Below are 16,231 nucleotides of genomic sequence, written 5' to 3'. Positions count from 1 at the left end.
GCCATGAAGATCGCATTGATCGGCTGCGGCGCCATCGGCACCGCGCTGCTGGAACTGGTGAAGGACGACGCCGGCCTCACCGTGGCCGCCATCGTGGTGCCGGCCGAGGGCGCGGACACCGCGCAGGCCGTGGCCGCCCGCCTGGCACCCGGCGCCCGCGTGGCGCCGGCCGTTCCCACCGACGGCATCGACCTGGTGGTCGAGGCCGCCGGCCATGCCGCCATCGAGCAGCACGTGCTGCCGGCGCTGGCGCGCGGCGTGCCGGCCATCGTCGCCTCGGTCGGTGCGCTGTCCGCACCCGGCCTGCCCGAGCAGCTGGAAGCCGCGGCGCGCCAGGGCCGTACCCAGGTGCAGCTGATCGCCGGCGCCATCGGCGCCATCGACGCGCTGGCCGCCGCCCGCATCGGCGGGCTGGAGGTGGTGCGCTACACCGGCCGCAAGCCGCCGCGCGCCTGGAAGGGCACGCCGGCCGAGCAGGGCCGCGACCTCGACGCGCTGGCGGCCGAGACGGTGATCTTCGAAGGCTCGGCGCGCGAGGCCGCCACGCTGTACCCGAAGAACGCCAACGTGGCCGCCACCGTCTCGCTGGCCGGCCTGGGCCTGGACCGCACCACGGTGCGCCTGATCGCCGACCCCGGCGTGACCGAGAACGTGCACCAGGTCGAGGCCGCCGGCGCCTTCGGCCGCTTCGAGCTGACCATGCGCAACCAGCCGCTGGCTGCCAACCCCAAGACTTCGGCGCTGACCGTCTACAGCGCGGTGCGCGCGCTGCGCGGCCGGGTCGCCCCGCTGGTCATCTGACGAGAAACGAGAGAGCCCCACGATGTCGAACCTGGAACTGCTCCCCATCTGCGTTGCCGGCGAATGGCGCCTGGGCGGTGGCGACGTGTACGAGAGCCTGTACCCCGCCACCGGCGCGCCGATCGCCCGCCTGAAGGCCGCCAGCCTGGCCGACGTGGAGGAGGCCATCGCCCGTGCCGACCACGCCTTCCGCACCAGCGGCTGGGCCCAGATGCTGCCGCACCTGCGTGCCGCCGTGCTGCACCGCGTGGCGGCCATCATCCGCGAGCGCGCCGAGCCGCTGGCCCAGCAGCAGCGGCTGGACAACGGCAAGCCGATCAACGAGACGCGCGCGTTGGTGGCCAGCGCCGCCGGCACCTTCCAGTTCTTCGCCGCGGCGCTGGAGACGCTGGAGGACGCCATCACGCCCGCGCGCGGCGACTACGTGACCATGAGCGTGCACGAGCCCATGGGCGTGGTGGCGGCGATCACGCCGTGGAACTCGCCGATCGCCAGCGAGGCGCAGAAGCTCGCGCCGGCGCTGGCCGCCGGCAACGCGGTCGTCGTCAAGCCGGCCGAGGTCACGCCGCTGATGGCGCTGGAGCTGGCGAAGATCTGCGAGGAAGCCGGCGTGCCCAAGGGCATCGTCAGCGTGCTGCCGGGCAAGGGCTCGGTGATCGGCGACGCCATCACCAAGCACCCGCTGGTCAAGCGCGTGTCGTTCACCGGCGGCACCACCACCGGCAAGCACATCGCCCACATCGCGGCCGACAAGATGATGCCGGTCTCGCTGGAGCTGGGCGGCAAGTCGCCGACCATGGTGCTGGAGGACGCCGACCTGGACCATGCCGTCAACGGCGTGCTGTACGGCATCTTCAGCAGCTCGGGCGAGTCCTGCATCGCCGGCTCGCGGCTGTTTGTGGCGCGGCCGCTGTACGACGAGTTCCTGACGCGGCTGGCCAAGGGCGCCGCGGCGCTGCGCGTCGGCGACCCGGCCAGCGAGGCCACGCAGATGGGGCCGCTGATCACGGCGCGCCACCGCGAGGGCATCGAGCGCTACGTCGAGCTGGGCGTGTCCGAGGGCGGCCGCATCCGCACCGGCGGCGTGCGCCCGCACGGCGCGGCCTACGACAGCGGCTACTTCTACAGCCCGACCATCCTCGAAGGCCTGACCAACGAGGCGCGCATCAGCCAGGAGGAGATCTTCGGCCCGGTGCTGGTGGCGATGCCGTTCGACAGCGAGGAGGAACTGATCCGCCAGGCCAACGACAGCGTCTACGCGCTGGCCGCCGGCGTCTGGAGCCGCGACTTCAAGCGCGCCTGGCGCATCGGCCGCGCGGTGCAGGCCGGCACGGTCTGGGTCAACACCTACAAGCAGTTCTCCGTGTCCACGCCGTTCGGCGGCTGGCGCGACTCGGGCCTGGGCCGCGAGAAGGGCCGCGAAGGCATCTTCCAGTACATGGAGCAAAAGAGCATGTACTGGGGCACCAGCGCGCATCCCATCCCCTGGGCCAACTGAACGGAGCAGGCACATGAGCGTTCTCGGCATCGACCAGATCACCTACGGCACGGACGACCTCGCGCTGTCGCGCCGCTTCTTCCTCGACTGGGGCCTGGCCCTGGCGCAGGAGCGCGCGGACGAACTCGTCTTCGAGTGCCTGAACGGCTGCCGCGTGGTGGTGGCCGCCATGGACAAGCCCGGCCTGCCGCCGGCCATCGAGGACGGCCCCACGCTGCGCGAAGTCGTCTGGGGCGTGGCAAGCGCGGCCGACCTGGACCGCTACGCCGACGCGATCCGCCACGACCCGGGCTTCGTCGATGCCGAGGTCGACGGCGCGCGCCGCATCGGCTGCACCGACCCGAACGGCCTGGCCGTGCGCCTGCAGGTCACGCGCAAGCACGACGTGGACGTGCAGAGCGCCGCGATGAACACCTGGACCGCCAAGCCGCGCGTCAACCAGCCCAGCCCGATCTACGAGCGCGCTACGCCGATCGAGGTCGGCCACGTGGTGTTCTTCACGGCCGACGTGCCCGAGACCGAGGCCTTCTACGCCGACCGCTTCGGCTTCGTCTCGTCGGACCGCTACCCGGGCCGCGGCGCCTTCATGCGCTGCGCGCCGGACGGCGGGCACCACGACATGTTCCTGCTGCAGCTGCCCTCGGGCAAGCGCGGCATCAACCACGTGGCCTTCACCGTGCGCGACATCCACGAGGTGTTCGGCGGCGGCCTGCACTTCTCGCGCTGCGGCTGGGAGACCCAGCTCGGCCCGGGCCGGCACCCGATCTCCTCGGCCTACTTCTGGTACTTCAAGAACCCGGCTGGCGGCCTGATCGAGTACTACGCCGACGAGGACCAGCTGACCGCCGAGTGGCAGCCGCGCGACTTCGAGCCCGGCCCCACGGTGTTCGCCGAATGGGCCGTGGACGGCGGCCTGGACGGCCACACGCGGCGCCAGAAGGGCGCGCGGGCCGACGGCAAGTTTCTCACCGAGAAGAAGTAGCCCGCCCGCCGGGCGGGTCCCACCGATGAACGCAACGGCAAACAGGAGTCGATATGGCTGAACGCATCATGCAACTCGTCCAGGTCGTCGGGAACCAGCTTCCCGAGCCCAGCCACGAGCCCGACCGCTATCTGCAGCCCCGGCAGGCGCAGCGGCGCGTCCCGACCAACTACGAAGACCTGCTGGGCGACGCCATCGAGCGCACCTTCGCCGCCGGCACGCACGACCTGCAGGGCCTGGTGGACGGGCTGAACCGCCAGGGCATGACCACGCGCGCCGGCGCGCCCTGGACCGTGGACAACTACGGCCCCGAGATCGCGGCGCTCGGCAGCTGAGCCCCGGCCGCACCGACCGCAATCCCACCCACAGGAGAAAAGACCATGCGCAACGCCACCGTCGACCCCGTCGACCACGTGCTGGAAGTCGGCCTCAAGGACTACTGGCACCCCATCTGCCCCTCGACCTTCGTCAAGGAAAGGCCCGTCTCCCTGAAGCGCCTGGGCATGACGCTGGTGCTGTGGCGCGACGCCGATGGCCAGGTGCGCGCGCTGGAGGACCGCTGCCCGCACCGCGGCGCGCCGCTGTCGCAGGGGGTGATGATGGGCGACCGCCTGTCCTGCCCCTACCACGGCGTGGAAGTGCGCCACGATGGCGTGGTCACGCGCGTGCCGGGCAGTCCCGGCTGCAAGCTGGAAGGGCAGCGCGCCACCCGCAGCTTCCACGTGCACGAGCGGGCCGGCGCCGTGTTCCTCTACAACGCCAGCCGGCACGTGGACGCGCCGCCGCCGCTCCAGCTGCCCGACGAGCTGTGGAACGACGAGCAGTATTCGTCCTTCCTGTGCTACGTGGAGTGGAAGTGCGACTACCGCTACGCGCTGGACAACGTGATGGATCCGATGCACGGGACCTTCCTGCACAAGCAGTCGCACTCCATGTCCGAGGGCGACAGCACGGCCAAGTTCTCGGTGCGCGCCACCGACACCGGCTTCGTGTTCGAGAAGGAAGGCCAGCGCAACGTCAACTTCGACTGGACCGAGTTCGCCGACACCGGCATCCACTGGATGCGGCTGGAGATCCCGTACCCGAAGACCGGCGGCCCCGGCGGCAACTTCATCATCGTCGGCATGTGCACGCCGATCTCGCCCAGCCTGACGGCTGTGTTTTTCTGGCGCGTGCGCAAGCTGCCGCCGGGCTGGCAGCGCGACACCTGGCGCTTCCTGTACCGCAACCGGCTGGAGGCGCGCCACTGGCACGTGCTGGAGCAGGACCGCGTGGTGCTGGAGTGGATGCCGCAGGACGCCAACCAGCACGAGAACCTGTACCAGCACGACCTGGGCATCGTGCGCCTGCGCCGCCTGCTGCGCGGGCTGGCGCAGGCGCAGCTGGACAAGGAACAGCAGCAGGCCGCGACGCCCGCCTGAAACCGCATCCCGCGCCGCCCCGGCAGGGGCGCGCGGCACCGCACCCGAACGCCACGAGGTTTTCTCCATGTCCTCTCCCACGCTCCAGGCCCTGGTCTACGCCATGCGATACGAGGCCGACGGCATCATCAGCGTCGAGTTCCGGCCGGCCGGCGCCGGCGTGGCGTTCCCGCCGTTCGAGGCCGGCTCCCACATCGACCTGCACCTGCCCAACGGCCTGGTGCGCAGCTACTCGCTGTGCAACCCGTCCAGCGACCGTGGCCGCTACGTGGTGGGCGTGCTCCACGACAGGAAGAGCCGCGGCGGCTCGCGCTACGTGCACCAGCAGCTGCGCGTCGGGCAGGTGATCGACATCTCCGCGCCGCGCAACAACTTCGCGCTGCACGAGGATGCGCCGCGCAGCGTGCTGGTGTCCGGCGGCATCGGCGTCACGCCGATCTTCTGCATGCTGCAGCGGCTGGCGGCGCTGGGCCGCCCGGTGGAGGTGGTGTACTGCGCGCGCACCCGCAAGGAGGCCGCGTTCATCGACGCCATCGAGGCGCTGGCCGACAAGGCGCAGGTCACCTGGCACTTCGACGACGAACAGGGCGCGCCGCCCGACCTGGCCCGGCTGCTGGGCGGCCGCGGCGCCGACAGCCACTACTACTGCTGCGGCCCGACCCCGATGCTCGACGCCTTCGAGCGCAGCTGCGAGGCGCTGGGCTATCCGCAGGCGCACATCGAGCGCTTCGCGGCGGTCGTGCACGAGGCACCGGTGGCCACCGAAAGCTTCGACGTGGTGTGCGCCAAGAGCGGGCGCACCGTCGAGGTGCCGCCCGGCAAGTCCATCCTGGACGCCCTCACCGATGCCGGCATGGACCTGGACCACAGCTGCAAGGAAGGCGTCTGCGGCGCCTGCGAGACCAAGGTGCTGGAGTTCGACGGCGGCCTGGAGCACCGGGACGGCATCCTGACCAAGGCCGAGCGCGAGGCCGGCAAGACCATGATGATCTGCGTCTCGCGCTGCAAGGGCAGACGGCTGGTGCTGGACGTCTAGCCGGCCCGCCGCGCAGCCACCACCCCCCATTTCCGTTTTCGGTCCGGGCGCCGGGCGCAGATGCGCGGCGCAGGACGCGCTCGCCCGATCCACCTGGGAGTCTTCCATCATGGACAACGCCGTCGCCACCCCGACCTCCACCTCCGCGCGGTCCATGCGCTGGTGGGGCATCTGGACCCTGTTCCTCGTGGTCGCCATCTCGTACATCGACCGCATCAACATCTCCATCCTGATCACCGATCCGCAGTTCCTGGCCCACGTCGGCCTGACGCCGGGCGACCGCGCCCGCCAGGGGCTGCTGGCCACGGCCTTCATGGCCGGCTACGGCGTGTCCTCCTTCGTGCTGACGCCGTTCTGCGCCGCGCTGTTCGGCGTGCGCCGCAGCCTGGTGGCCGGGCTGACGCTGTGGGGCGTGGTGACCTTCCTGTCGCCGCTGCTGCACAGCTACGGCCTGCTGCTGGCCTCGCGCATCCTGCTGGGCGTGTCCGAAGGCCCGCTGTTCTCGCTGGCCGCCAGCTACATCAAGGCGCATTTCGACAGCCGCGAGAACGGCAAGCCCAACTCGCTGGTGAACATGGGCACCGGGCTGGGCCTGGCGATCGGCTACCCGTTCGTGGGCTACCTGGTGGCCTCGCACGACTGGGAAACCTCGTTCCACGTGCTGGGCCTGCTGAACATCCTGCTGGGCATCCCGCTGGTGCTGGCCTTCATCCGCATGCCCAAGGTGCAGACCGGCATGCCGGCGCCGCGCTCGCTGGCCGAGGGCGTGGGCCACGTCGGGCAGATCGTGCGCGGCGCGCTGCAGACGCGCTACCTGGGCACCGTGACGCTGCTGACGGCCGCCTTCCTGGCCTACCTGTGGGGCAGCAGCAACTGGCTGCCGGCCTACCTGCAGCAGGCGCGCGGCTTCTCCATGCGCGAGATGGGCTGGCTGGCCTCGCTGCCGCAGTACGCGTCGGTGCTGGCCGTGCTGCTGGGCGGCATCCTGATCGACCGCATCCCCCGGCCGCAGGTGCCATTGATCTTCGTCGGCGGCAGCCTGGGCGTGGCGCTGTCGGTGTGGCTGGCGATCCAGGCCACGGACCGCTACAGCGCCGCCTATCTGCTGACCTCCGCCAACTTCTTCTGGGGCCTGATGAGCCCGGCCATCCCCAGCACGGTGCAGCACTGCGCCCGGCCCGAGCACGTGGCCAGCGCCTACGGCGTCGTCAACGGCACCGGCAGCCTGGTGGCCGGCTTCATGCCGGCCGTCATGGGCGTGGTGATCGGCATGACCGCGGCGTCGCAGGGCGGCGGCTTCTTCGCCGGCTTCGGCATCCTGATCGGCACCCAGGCCGTGGTGCTGCTGTGCGGCGTCTGGCTGTGGCTGCGCGAGCGCAGCGCCACGCATGCGAGCTGACGTCTGCCAGCCAGCTCCGGATGGCGGCGCCGGCCTGATGCTTGCATGCCGGGCCCGCATTCCACCACCGCTTCATCACGAAAGGATCGCCATGCGCCGTACCGTCCTCTGCGCCCTGCTGGCCCTGTCCGTCGCGCCGCATGCCCTGGCCCAGGGCGGCGATGCCGCCAAGGCCCTGGCCAGCGCCCCGTTCACCATCGTCGCGCCGTTTCCGCCGGGCGGGCCGGTGGACACGCTGGCGCGCATGCTCTCCGCCGGCCTGGCCGAGCGCTACCAGCAGCCGGCGGTGGTGGAGAACCGTACCGGCGCCGACGGCAACATCGGCATCCAGAAGGTCCGGGACGCCAAGCCCGACGGCCATACGCTGCTGGTGGTGCCGCAGGGCAACCTGACGATCAACCCGACGCTCAAGCCCAGCTTCAGCTTCATCGTCGACCGCGACTACGTGCCCGTGGCCTCGCTGGCGCGCACCGCCAACGTCATCGCGGTCAACCCGGCCGTGCCGGCGAAGACCATCGCCGAGCTGGTGGCCCTGTCCAAGGCCAAGCCCGACAGCATCAGCTACGCCTCGCCCGGCGTGGGCAGCAGCCTGCACCTGGCCGGCGAGCTGTTCAAGCAGCAAAGCGGCGCCGACATCCTGCACATCGCCTACAAGGGCACGGCCCCTGGCCTGAACGACGTGCTCGGCGGCACCGTGCCGATGATCATCGGCAACATGCCCTCGGTGCTGCCGCACATCCAGTCCGGCCGGCTGCGGCCGCTGGCCGTGACCGATGCGCAGCGCGCGCCCGAGCTGCCCGACGTGCCCACGCTGGCCGAGGCCGGCGTGCGCGGCGTGGCGCTGTCGTCCTGGTACGGCATGGTCGCGCCGAAGGGCACGCCCGAGCCGGTCCTGGCGCAGCTGCGCCAGGACATCGCCCAGATCCTGGACACCCCCGCCAACAAGGCGCAGCTGCACAAGCAGGGCATGAGCGCGTGGGTCGTCGAAGGCGCGGCCTTCGGCGCGCTGATCCAGAAGGAGGCCGCGGTCTGGGCCCCGATCATCAAGAGCCGAAAGATCGAGGCCCAGTAGCACGGCCTCGGCATCCATCCGATACCCCCATGTCCCAAGGAGAGTCCATGCGCCCCACCCGCCGCCAATTGCTGACCCTGTCCGCCGCCGCCCTGCTCGCCAGCACCGGCAGCGCCACCTTCGCCCAGACCTGGCCGACCAAGCCGATCACCATCGTCGTCGCCTATCCCGCCGGCGGCGACGCCGATGCCATGGCCCGCCTGTACGCCGACAAGCTGGGCACCCGCCTCGGCCAGCCGGTGGTGGTCGACAACCGGCCCGGCGCCAGCGGCACGATCGGCAGCTCCCACGTCGCCAAGGCGGCGCCGGACGGCTACACCCTGCTGCTGGCGCCCAACACCTTCTCGTTCGCGCAGTTCGTGCTCAAGACCTCCGGCGCCAGCAGCTACGACGTGCTGCACGGCTTCGCGCCCATCGTGCAGACGGCCATGCAGCCGATGTTCGTCGCCGTCGCCGGCACCAGCGGCATCAAGGACCTGAACGGGCTGGTGGCCCAGTCCCGCAGCCAGAACCTGACCTACGCCACGCCGGGCAGCGGCTCGCCGATGCACATCCTGGGCGAGATGTTCAACCGCGCCGCGGGCACCAAGATCGCGCACGTCCCCTACAAGGGGGTGGCGCCGGCGGTGAACGACCTGCTCGGCGGGCACGTGCCCGTGACCTTCATGACGCTGGGGCCGATCGCGCCGTACCTGTCCAGCGGCAAGGTGATCGCCCTGGCGGTGACCGACCGGCAGCGCTCGCCGCTGGCGCCCCAGGTGCCCACGCTGGCCGAGCTCGGCATCCGCGACGTCAACGTCAGCGCCTGGCAGGGGCTGTTCGCGCCCAAGGGCACGCCGGCGTCCATCGTGCAGTCGCTGAACGCGCACATGAACGCGATCCTGCAGATGCCGGACGTGGTCGAGAAGATGGCCGCCTTCGGCGCCCTGCCGGCCGGCGGCGATTCCGCCCGGCTGGAGAAGACCAACGCCGCCGACCACGAGCGCTTCGGCCGGATCATCAAGGAGCTGGGCATCCAGCCCGACTGAGGCACGGCTCCGCGTGCCCGCGCCCGCCGCCATGGCGGGCCGCCGGCACGCCCCTTTTCCCCCACCCGCACCATCCCGCACCGACACCAAGCACCATGCGCCACACCACCACCATCGCCGCCGCTTCGCTGCTCGCCGCATGCCTCGGCCAGGCCGCCTTCGCACAATCGTCCGTCACGATCTTCGGCACCGTCGACCTGGGCATGACCCATCTGCGCAACGCCGGCGGCTCGGTCACCGGCCTGACGCACAGCAACGCCAACATCAGCCGCTTCGGCTTTCGCGGCACCGAGGACCTGGGCGGCGGCCTGGCCGCCTCGTTCTGGCTGGAGGCCGGCTATTCGCCCGACACCGGGGCGGGCCCCGGCCCCAGCGGCACCAACGGGCTGAGCTTCAACCGCCGCGCGACGGTGGCGCTGTCCGGCCGCTTGGGCGAGCTGCGGCTGGGCCGCGACGATTCCGCGACCTTCCTGAACACGCTGATCTTCGACCCCTTCCTGACCAACGGCGTGGGCGGCACGAACGCCTTCGTGATGAACGGCGCGCCGATCCAGATCAGCAACGCGATCAGCTACCTGACGCCGGCCGGCCTGGGCGGTTTCTACGCGCAGCTGCAGCATGCGCGCGACGAGGAACTGAACTCGCGCGTCGGCCGCTACAGCGGCGCGCGCCTGGGCTGGCGCCAGGGCGCGGTGCATGTGTCGGCGGCGATCGGCGACCTGCAGGGCGCGACCACGGCGCAGGACGTGCGCATCCGCAACGCGGCCGCCAGCTACGACTTCGGCGTGGCCCAGCCCATGCTGCTGTGGGCCAGCGAGAAGCGCGGCGGCGTGGAACTGCGCGCGCTGCAGCTGGGCGTCAAGGTGCCGGTGGGCGTGGGCGAGGTGCGTGCGCAGTTCAGCCGCTACGACACGTCCGGCAGCGATGCGGACTGGCGCAAGTTCGCGGTCGGCTACGGCCACAACCTGTCCAAGCGCACGCAGCTCTATGCCACCTACGCCCGGCTATGGAACTCCGACGGCTCGCAGCGCGCCATCGCGCCGCAGGGCCTGACGGCGCCGACCAACACGCTGGGCGGCAACGCCACCGGCTACGAGCTGGGCATCCGCCACTTCTTCTGACCGGCGGCCCGGTCAGGCGGTGCGCGCGAAGAACGCCGCGCTCATCGCCAGGCCGACCACGATGACCAGCCAGCGCACCGCGCGGGCCGGCAGCACCGTCGACAGCCGCGCGCCCAGATAGCCGCCGACGGTGCAGCACACCATCATCAGCACGGCCTCGCGCCAGCGCACGATGCCGGCGGCCGCGAAGATCGCCACCGAGATCGCGGCCAGCAGCGCCGACACCAGGTTCTTCAGCGCGTTGACCACGTGCAGATTGCCGGCGCGCGAGAACGAGAGCACGGCCATCAGCAGGATGCCGAGCCCGCCGTTGAAGTAGCCGCCATAGACCGCCGTGGCGCCCAGCGCCCAGGGCCGCCAGCGCGGCGGCGGGCCGCCTTCCGGGCCGGGCCGGGCCCGCGGCCCCAGCGCGAACAGCGCCGTCGCGAACAGCAGCAACCACGGCACCAGGGCCTGGAAGGCCTTGTTCGAGGTGACCAGCAGCAGCGCCGCGCCGAGCACGCCGCCGAGCAGGCTGACCCAGCCGATCTGCCACAGCAGCCGCCGGTCCAGCGCCGCGATCTCGCGCCGCTGGCCCCAGACGCTGCCGATGTAGCCCGGGAACACCGCGACCGCGCTGGTGGCGTTGGCCGGCACCGGCGGCACGCCGCCCAGCACCAGCGCCGGCAGCGTCAGGAAGCTGCCGCCCCCGGCGATGGCGTTCAGCACGCCGGCGCCGAAGGCCGCCAGCGCGAGGATGGCGTCGTGCGGCATCCGGCCCCCTTACTTGAGCCAGCCGCGCCGGCGGAAATACAGCATCGGCACCAGCGCGCTGGCCAGCATCAGCCCGATCGCGAACGGGTAGCCCAGGTGCCATTCCAGCTCGGGCATGAAGCGGAAGTTCATGCCGTAGATGCTGGCGATCAGCGTCGGCGGCAGCATGGCCACGCTGGCCACCGAGAAGATCTTGATGATCTTGTTCTGGTTGATGTTGATGAAGCCGACCGTGGCGTCCATCAGGAAGTTGATCTTGTCGAACAGGAAGGCCGTGTGGCTGTCCAGCGATTCGATGTCGCGCAGGATCTGGCGCGCCTCCTCGAACTGCTCGGCGTTCAGCATGCGGCTGCGCATCATGAAGCTGACCGCGCGGCGCGTGTCCATGGCGTTGCGGCGGATGCGGCCGTTCAGGTCTTCCTGGCGCGCGATCAGGCCCAGCACCTCGCCGGCGGTCTCGTCGCTGACATTGCCCTTGAGCACCAGGTCGCCGGCCTTCTCCAGCTCGTCGTAGACGCCCTCCAGCGTGTCGGCGGAATACTCGGCGTCGGCGTCGAACAGCTTGAGCAGCACCTCCTTGGCGTCCTCGATCAGGCCCGGCGCGCGGCGCGCGCGCATACGCAGCAGCCGGAACACCGGCACGTCCTCGTCGTGGATCGAGAACAGCACGCCGCGGCTCTTGAGCTCGGCGTTGTGCTGGTTCAGGATGAAGGCCACGCGCACGTTGCGCGGGTCGTCCGCATCGGCGATCAGGAAGTCGCTGCGCACGTGCAGGTCGCCGTTGTCTTCCTCGTAGAAGCGGGCCGACTCCTCGATGTCGTCGTCGGTCACGTCCTCGGGGATCGACAGGCCGTAGTACTGCTTGATCCAGCGCTTTTCCTCCAGCGTGGGCGACTCCAGGTCGACCCAGATCGGCTGGAAGCGCGACAGCTCTTCGAGGGATTCGATTTCTTCCTGGAAGAGGCGTCCGTTGGCCAGGGTGAAGATGTTCAGCACGGGAAACTCCCTGCGGTGTTCTGGGGAATCGGTCGGGCGGGCGGACGGCGCGCCTGCGATCCCGCCGCACATGCACACAGGACATCGAAAGCCACCGGCGAGGGCAGGGCTCCACGCGGTCGCTGCACGTGAGACAAAGCCTCAAATTATGGCACTGCGCAATGCCCCATGCCTTGTCCGGCAGGGCTTGCGTTCGCCGGGTTTCCCGCGCATAGTGAACCGGCCCTCAACCATGAACTGCAACGAAGGAGGCTCCATGAATTTGACGATCAGCGGTCACCATCTCGAAGTCACACCGGCACTGCGCAGCTACGTCATCACCAAGCTGGATCGCATCACCCGGCATTTCGATCAGGTGGTCGATGTCAAGGTCCTGCTGACCGTGGAAAAGCAGAAGGAGAAGCAGAACCGGCAGCGTGCCGAATGCAACATCCACGTCAAGGGCAACGACATGTTCGCGGAGAGTGCACACGCTGATCTGTATGCGGCCGTCGACGAGTTGGTGGACAAGCTGGACCGGCAGGTCGTGCGCCACAAGGATCGTATTCAGAAACACCACCATGACGCGGCCAAGCGTCTGATGTGAAGGTTCGCCGGGCGGTGCGCGCTGCGTGTCGCCTGGGGCCGACAAACCCACGGGCCGCCAGCATGGGCGGCTTTTTCTTTGCTGCGGCGCAATGTACACGCGTGCATAATCCGCCTTCCGTATGAACCGCCTAGCGTCCATCCTGCCTGCCGCGCAGGTCCTCGTGAGCGTCGATGCCACCAGCAAGAAGCGCGCGTTCGAGGAAGCCGGCCTGCTGTTCGAGAACCTGCACGGGTTGTCCCGCGCCCTGGTGACGGACAGCCTGTTCGCGCGCGAGCGCCTGGGCTCCACCGGCCTGGGCCATGGCGTGGCCATTCCGCACGGCCGCATCAAGGGGTTGAAGTCGCCGATGGCGGCGGTGCTGCAGCTGGAGCAGCCGATCGGCTTCGACGCGCCGGACGAGCAGCCGGTCAAGCTGCTGATCTTCCTGCTGGTGCCCGAGGCCGCGACCCAGAAGCACCTGGAAATCCTGTCGGAAATCGCCGAACTGCTCAGCGACGCACCGCTGCGCGAGAACCTGAAGACCACCTCCGACGCCGCCGCGCTGCATGCGCAGATCGACGGCTGGCAGTCCTCCCAGCCGGTCTGACCGTCTTCCCGGCGCGATGAAGCCCACCGCCGTCAGCGCCGACGTGCTGTTCGAGGAGTTCCGGGCGCTGCTGCGCTGGGAATGGATCGCCGGCCTGGGCGCGTCGGAGCGCCGTTTCGACGAGGTCGCGATCCGCGCCGCGCGTTCCGGTGCCGACCTGGTCGGCTACCTGAACTACATCCATCCCTACCGGGTGCAGATCATGGGCGAGCGCGAGATCGCCTACCTGAGCAATGCCTCGCCCGAGGACTGTGCGCGGCGCATCGCGCGCATCGTCACGCTGGAGCCGCCGGTGCTGATCCTGGCCGACGGCCAGCACGCGCCGCAGGCGCTGCTGTCGATGTGCGAGCGCGCCCCGATCCCGATGTTCGCGACCGAGGAATCCTCGGCCTTCGTGATCGACGTGCTGCGCGCCTACCTGTCCAAGCACTTCGCCGACCGCACCACGATGCACGGCGTGTTCATGGACATCCTGGGCCTGGGCGTCATGATCACCGGCGAATCCGGCCTGGGCAAGAGCGAGCTGGGCCTGGAACTGATCTCGCGCGGCAACGGCCTGGTCGCCGACGACGCGGTGGACCTGTACCGCATCAACCAGACCACCATCGAAGGGCGCTGCCCCGAACTGCTGCAGAACCTGCTGGAGGTGCGCGGCATCGGCCTGCTCGACATCCGCGGCATCTTTGGCGAGACGGCGGTGCGCCGCAAGATGCGGCTCAAGCTGATCGTGCACCTGGTGCGGCGCGAGACCATGGAGCGCGAGCACGACCGCCTGCCCTCCGAGCCGCTGACGCAGGACGTGCTGGGCGTGGCCGTGCGCAAGGTCATCATCCAGGTCGTGGTCGGGCGCAACATCGCCGTGCTGGTCGAGGCCGCGGTGCGCAACACCATCCTGCAGCTGCGCGGCGTGGACACGTACCAGGAATTCGTCGAGCGGCACCGCCGCGCGATGGAGAACGACGACTGACTGGCGCGCGGCGGCGCCGTGTCAGGCCTTGGTCTGCCGGCTGCCGCAGTCGGCGCATAGGCCGTACAGCGACATCGCGTGGTCCTGCACGGTCCAGCCCTTGGCCTTGGCCACCAGCATCTGGCGCTTCTCGATCTCCGCGTCGAAGAATTCCTCGACCTTGCCGCACAGCGTGCAGACGAAATGGTCGTGGTGCCGGCCCTCGTTGAGCTCGTAGACGGCCTTGCCGGACTCGAAGTGGCTGCGCGACAGGATGCCGGCCTGCTCGAACTGCGTCAGCACGCGGTAGACCGTGGCCAGCCCGATGTCCGAGCGTTCCATCAGCAGCACGCGGAACACGTCTTCGGCCGTCATGTGGCGCATCTCGCCTTTCTGGAAGATCTCCAGGATCTTCAGCCGGGGCAAGGTGGCCTTCAGGCCGGTGCTCTTGAGTTCGTCGATGTTGGACATGCGGTCTGGGCAGTGGGCCGGCCGCCGCTGCGTGACGCGTCGGTCAGGGGGCGGCCGCTACAATCGCGCGCATCATAGCGCTGCCCCGCCTTCATGCCTGCTTCCCGTCCGATGCCCCTGCCTGCCGGCCTGCTTCTGCTCTGCTGCGCGGCGCTGGCCGGCTGCAGCACCGTGACCGACGCCACCCGCCGCGCCGCCAATGCCATCGTGCCCTACCGGGTGGAGATCGTGCAAGGCAACTTCATCTCCAGCGAGCAGGTCGATGCGCTCAAGGTCGGCATGTCGCGCGCCGAGGTGCGCGACGTCCTGGGCACGCCGCTGCTGCAGAGCGTGTTCCACGCCGACCGCTGGGACTACGTGTTCACGATGCGGCGCCAGGGCACCGATCCGCAGGCGCGCCAGCTGACGGTGTTCTTCAAGGACGACCTGCTCGAGCGCGTGCAGGGCGACCCCATGCCCAGCGAGGCCGAATTCGTGGCGCTGCTCGGCGCCGAGCGCAAGATCAAGGACGTGCCGGTGCTCGAGGCCAGCGAGGAGAAGCTCAAATCCCTGGCGCCGCGCGAGCCGCAGCCGGCCGACGCACCCGCCGCCGCGCAGCCGCCGCTGCCGGCCTCCTATCCCCCGCTGGAGCCGCCCGCGCGCTGAGCGCCGCGCCCCCGGCGGGCCTGCCTGCCGCATGACCCGCTTGCCATCGCCATGACGCATCCTTCTTCCGACGCCCGTCCGTACGCCGTGGCCGTGGCCGGCGCTTCCGGCCGCATGGGCCGCACGCTGATCGAGGCCGTGCTGGCCAGCGCCGACTGCCGCCTGAGCGGCGCGCTGGACCGGGCCGGCAGCCCCGGCCTGGGCGAGGATGCCGCCGCCTTCCTCGGCAAGCCCGCCGGCGTGCCGATCACGGCGGACCTGGCCGAAGGCCTGCGCGGCGCTGGCGCGCTGATCGACTTCACCCGGCCCGAGGGCACGCTGGCCCACCTGCGCGCCTGCCGTGCGCAGGGCACGGCGATGGTCATCGGCACCACCGGCTTCTCGGAGGGGCAGAAGGCCGAGATCGCGGCCGCCGCGCGCGACATCGCGATCGTGATGGCGCCGAACATGAGCGTGGGCGTCAACGTCACGCTCAAGCTGCTGGAGTTGGCGGCCCGGGCCATGCCCACCGGCTACGACATCGAGATCGTCGAGACGCACCACCGCCACAAGATCGACGCGCCCTCGGGCACCGCGTTGAAGATGGGCGAGGTGATCGCCCAGGCCCTGGGCCGCGACCTGCAGGACTGCGCGGTCTACGCGCGCGAGGGCGTGACCGGCGAGCGCGACCCGTCCACGATCGGCTTCCAGTCGCTGCGCGGCGGCGACGTGGTCGGCGACCACACCGTGCTGTTCGCCGGCACCGGCGAGCGCATCGAGATCACGCACCGCGCCACCAGCCGCATGAACTACGCGATCGGCAGCCTGCGCGCCGTGCGCTTCCTGGCCGGCTGCCCGAGCGGCCTGTTCAGCATGTTCGACGTGCTGGGCCTGAACGGCTGACCCGT

The 16,231-nt window shown here is 70.3% G+C and carries 18 protein-coding genes; 15 read left to right on the top strand and 3 right to left on the bottom strand.

Going from position 1 to position 16,231, the window contains the following annotated elements:
* Positions 1-3 precede the first annotated feature (3 nt).
* The 10 genes from QM782_RS07340 to QM782_RS07295 all read left to right on the top strand — a co-directional run bounded on the left by QM782_RS07340 (position 4) and on the right by QM782_RS07295 (position 10,358).
* Entirely contained in the window at positions 4-801 is a 798-nt protein-coding gene (locus tag QM782_RS07340; protein WP_415202258.1) for an aspartate dehydrogenase, read from the top strand.
* A 22-nt stretch (positions 802-823) separates the two neighbouring features.
* Complete coding sequence (locus QM782_RS07335; protein WP_415202257.1) at positions 824-2,299, top strand: aldehyde dehydrogenase; 1,476 nt, start codon at positions 824-826, stop codon at positions 2,297-2,299.
* Between the two features lie 13 nt (positions 2,300-2,312).
* The gene (locus tag QM782_RS07330) at positions 2,313-3,281 is read left to right on the top strand and encodes a VOC family protein (protein ID WP_415202256.1); all 969 of its coding nucleotides are present in this window, start codon (positions 2,313-2,315) and stop codon (positions 3,279-3,281) included.
* A 53-nt stretch (positions 3,282-3,334) separates the two neighbouring features.
* Positions 3,335-3,616 (top strand): recombinase-like helix-turn-helix domain-containing protein, encoded by a 282-nt coding sequence (locus QM782_RS07325; protein ID WP_415202255.1) that lies wholly within the window; start codon positions 3,335-3,337, stop codon positions 3,614-3,616.
* Positions 3,617-3,661: 45 nt separating this feature from the next.
* Positions 3,662-4,702: a Rieske 2Fe-2S domain-containing protein gene (locus tag QM782_RS07320; RefSeq protein ID WP_415202254.1), complete on the top strand. Its 1,041-nt coding sequence runs from the start codon at positions 3,662-3,664 to the stop codon at positions 4,700-4,702.
* 67 nt (positions 4,703-4,769) lie between these two features.
* On the top strand, positions 4,770-5,738 hold the full coding sequence (locus QM782_RS07315; RefSeq protein WP_415202253.1) for a PDR/VanB family oxidoreductase: 969 nt from the start codon (positions 4,770-4,772) through the stop codon (positions 5,736-5,738).
* A gap of 154 nt (positions 5,739-5,892) precedes the next feature.
* Positions 5,893-7,137, top strand: coding sequence for an MFS transporter (locus QM782_RS07310; RefSeq protein ID WP_415205608.1), 1,245 nt, complete (start codon positions 5,893-5,895; stop codon positions 7,135-7,137).
* A gap of 91 nt (positions 7,138-7,228) precedes the next feature.
* Complete coding sequence (locus QM782_RS07305) at positions 7,229-8,209, top strand: Bug family tripartite tricarboxylate transporter substrate binding protein (protein WP_415202252.1); 981 nt, start codon at positions 7,229-7,231, stop codon at positions 8,207-8,209.
* A gap of 47 nt (positions 8,210-8,256) precedes the next feature.
* On the top strand, positions 8,257-9,237 hold the full coding sequence (locus QM782_RS07300) for a Bug family tripartite tricarboxylate transporter substrate binding protein (protein ID WP_415202251.1): 981 nt from the start codon (positions 8,257-8,259) through the stop codon (positions 9,235-9,237).
* A 95-nt stretch (positions 9,238-9,332) separates the two neighbouring features.
* A complete protein-coding gene (locus tag QM782_RS07295; protein WP_415202250.1) occupies positions 9,333-10,358 on the top strand; it encodes a porin in 1,026 nt (341 codons plus the stop codon).
* Positions 10,359-10,370: 12 nt separating this feature from the next.
* On the opposite strand, the gene QM782_RS07290 is transcribed toward QM782_RS07295, so the two are convergent.
* Together QM782_RS07290 and corA are read right to left on the bottom strand one after the other, a co-directional pair.
* The gene (locus tag QM782_RS07290; protein WP_415202249.1) at positions 10,371-11,111 is read right to left on the bottom strand and encodes a sulfite exporter TauE/SafE family protein; all 741 of its coding nucleotides are present in this window, start codon (positions 11,109-11,111) and stop codon (positions 10,371-10,373) included.
* Positions 11,112-11,120: 9 nt separating this feature from the next.
* Positions 11,121-12,107, bottom strand: coding sequence for a magnesium/cobalt transporter CorA (corA, locus tag QM782_RS07285; protein WP_415202248.1), 987 nt, complete (start codon positions 12,105-12,107; stop codon positions 11,121-11,123).
* Positions 12,108-12,363: 256 nt separating this feature from the next.
* Between corA and hpf the strand changes: the two genes are divergently transcribed.
* The 3 genes from hpf to hprK all read left to right on the top strand — a co-directional run bounded on the left by hpf (position 12,364) and on the right by hprK (position 14,249).
* Positions 12,364-12,693: a ribosome hibernation-promoting factor, HPF/YfiA family gene (gene hpf / locus QM782_RS07280; protein ID WP_415202247.1), complete on the top strand. Its 330-nt coding sequence runs from the start codon at positions 12,364-12,366 to the stop codon at positions 12,691-12,693.
* Between the two features lie 121 nt (positions 12,694-12,814).
* On the top strand, positions 12,815-13,282 hold the full coding sequence (locus QM782_RS07275; RefSeq protein WP_415202246.1) for a PTS sugar transporter subunit IIA: 468 nt from the start codon (positions 12,815-12,817) through the stop codon (positions 13,280-13,282).
* Between the two features lie 16 nt (positions 13,283-13,298).
* Positions 13,299-14,249 carry an HPr(Ser) kinase/phosphatase gene (gene hprK, locus QM782_RS07270; protein WP_415202245.1) on the top strand — a complete coding sequence of 317 codons (951 nt, stop codon included), beginning with the start codon at positions 13,299-13,301 and terminating at the stop codon, positions 14,247-14,249.
* A 21-nt stretch (positions 14,250-14,270) separates the two neighbouring features.
* Here the strand turns inward: hprK and fur are convergent, their stop codons facing one another.
* Complete coding sequence (gene fur / locus QM782_RS07265) at positions 14,271-14,699, bottom strand: ferric iron uptake transcriptional regulator (RefSeq protein ID WP_415202244.1); 429 nt, start codon at positions 14,697-14,699, stop codon at positions 14,271-14,273.
* A 93-nt stretch (positions 14,700-14,792) separates the two neighbouring features.
* Between fur and QM782_RS07260 the strand changes: the two genes are divergently transcribed.
* Together QM782_RS07260 and dapB are read left to right on the top strand one after the other, a co-directional pair.
* A complete protein-coding gene (locus QM782_RS07260) occupies positions 14,793-15,344 on the top strand; it encodes an outer membrane protein assembly factor BamE (protein ID WP_415202243.1) in 552 nt (183 codons plus the stop codon).
* Between the two features lie 51 nt (positions 15,345-15,395).
* Complete coding sequence (gene dapB / locus QM782_RS07255) at positions 15,396-16,226, top strand: 4-hydroxy-tetrahydrodipicolinate reductase (RefSeq protein ID WP_415202242.1); 831 nt, start codon at positions 15,396-15,398, stop codon at positions 16,224-16,226.
* The last annotated feature ends 5 nt before the right edge of the window (positions 16,227-16,231 follow it).

Source organism: Pseudorhodoferax sp. (assembly GCF_047601025.1).
Taxonomy (GTDB): Bacteria; Pseudomonadota; Gammaproteobacteria; order Burkholderiales; family Burkholderiaceae_C; genus Pseudorhodoferax.
The sequence above is the reverse complement of the archived record's forward strand: the minus strand, read 5'-3'. Positions and strand labels throughout refer to the sequence as shown.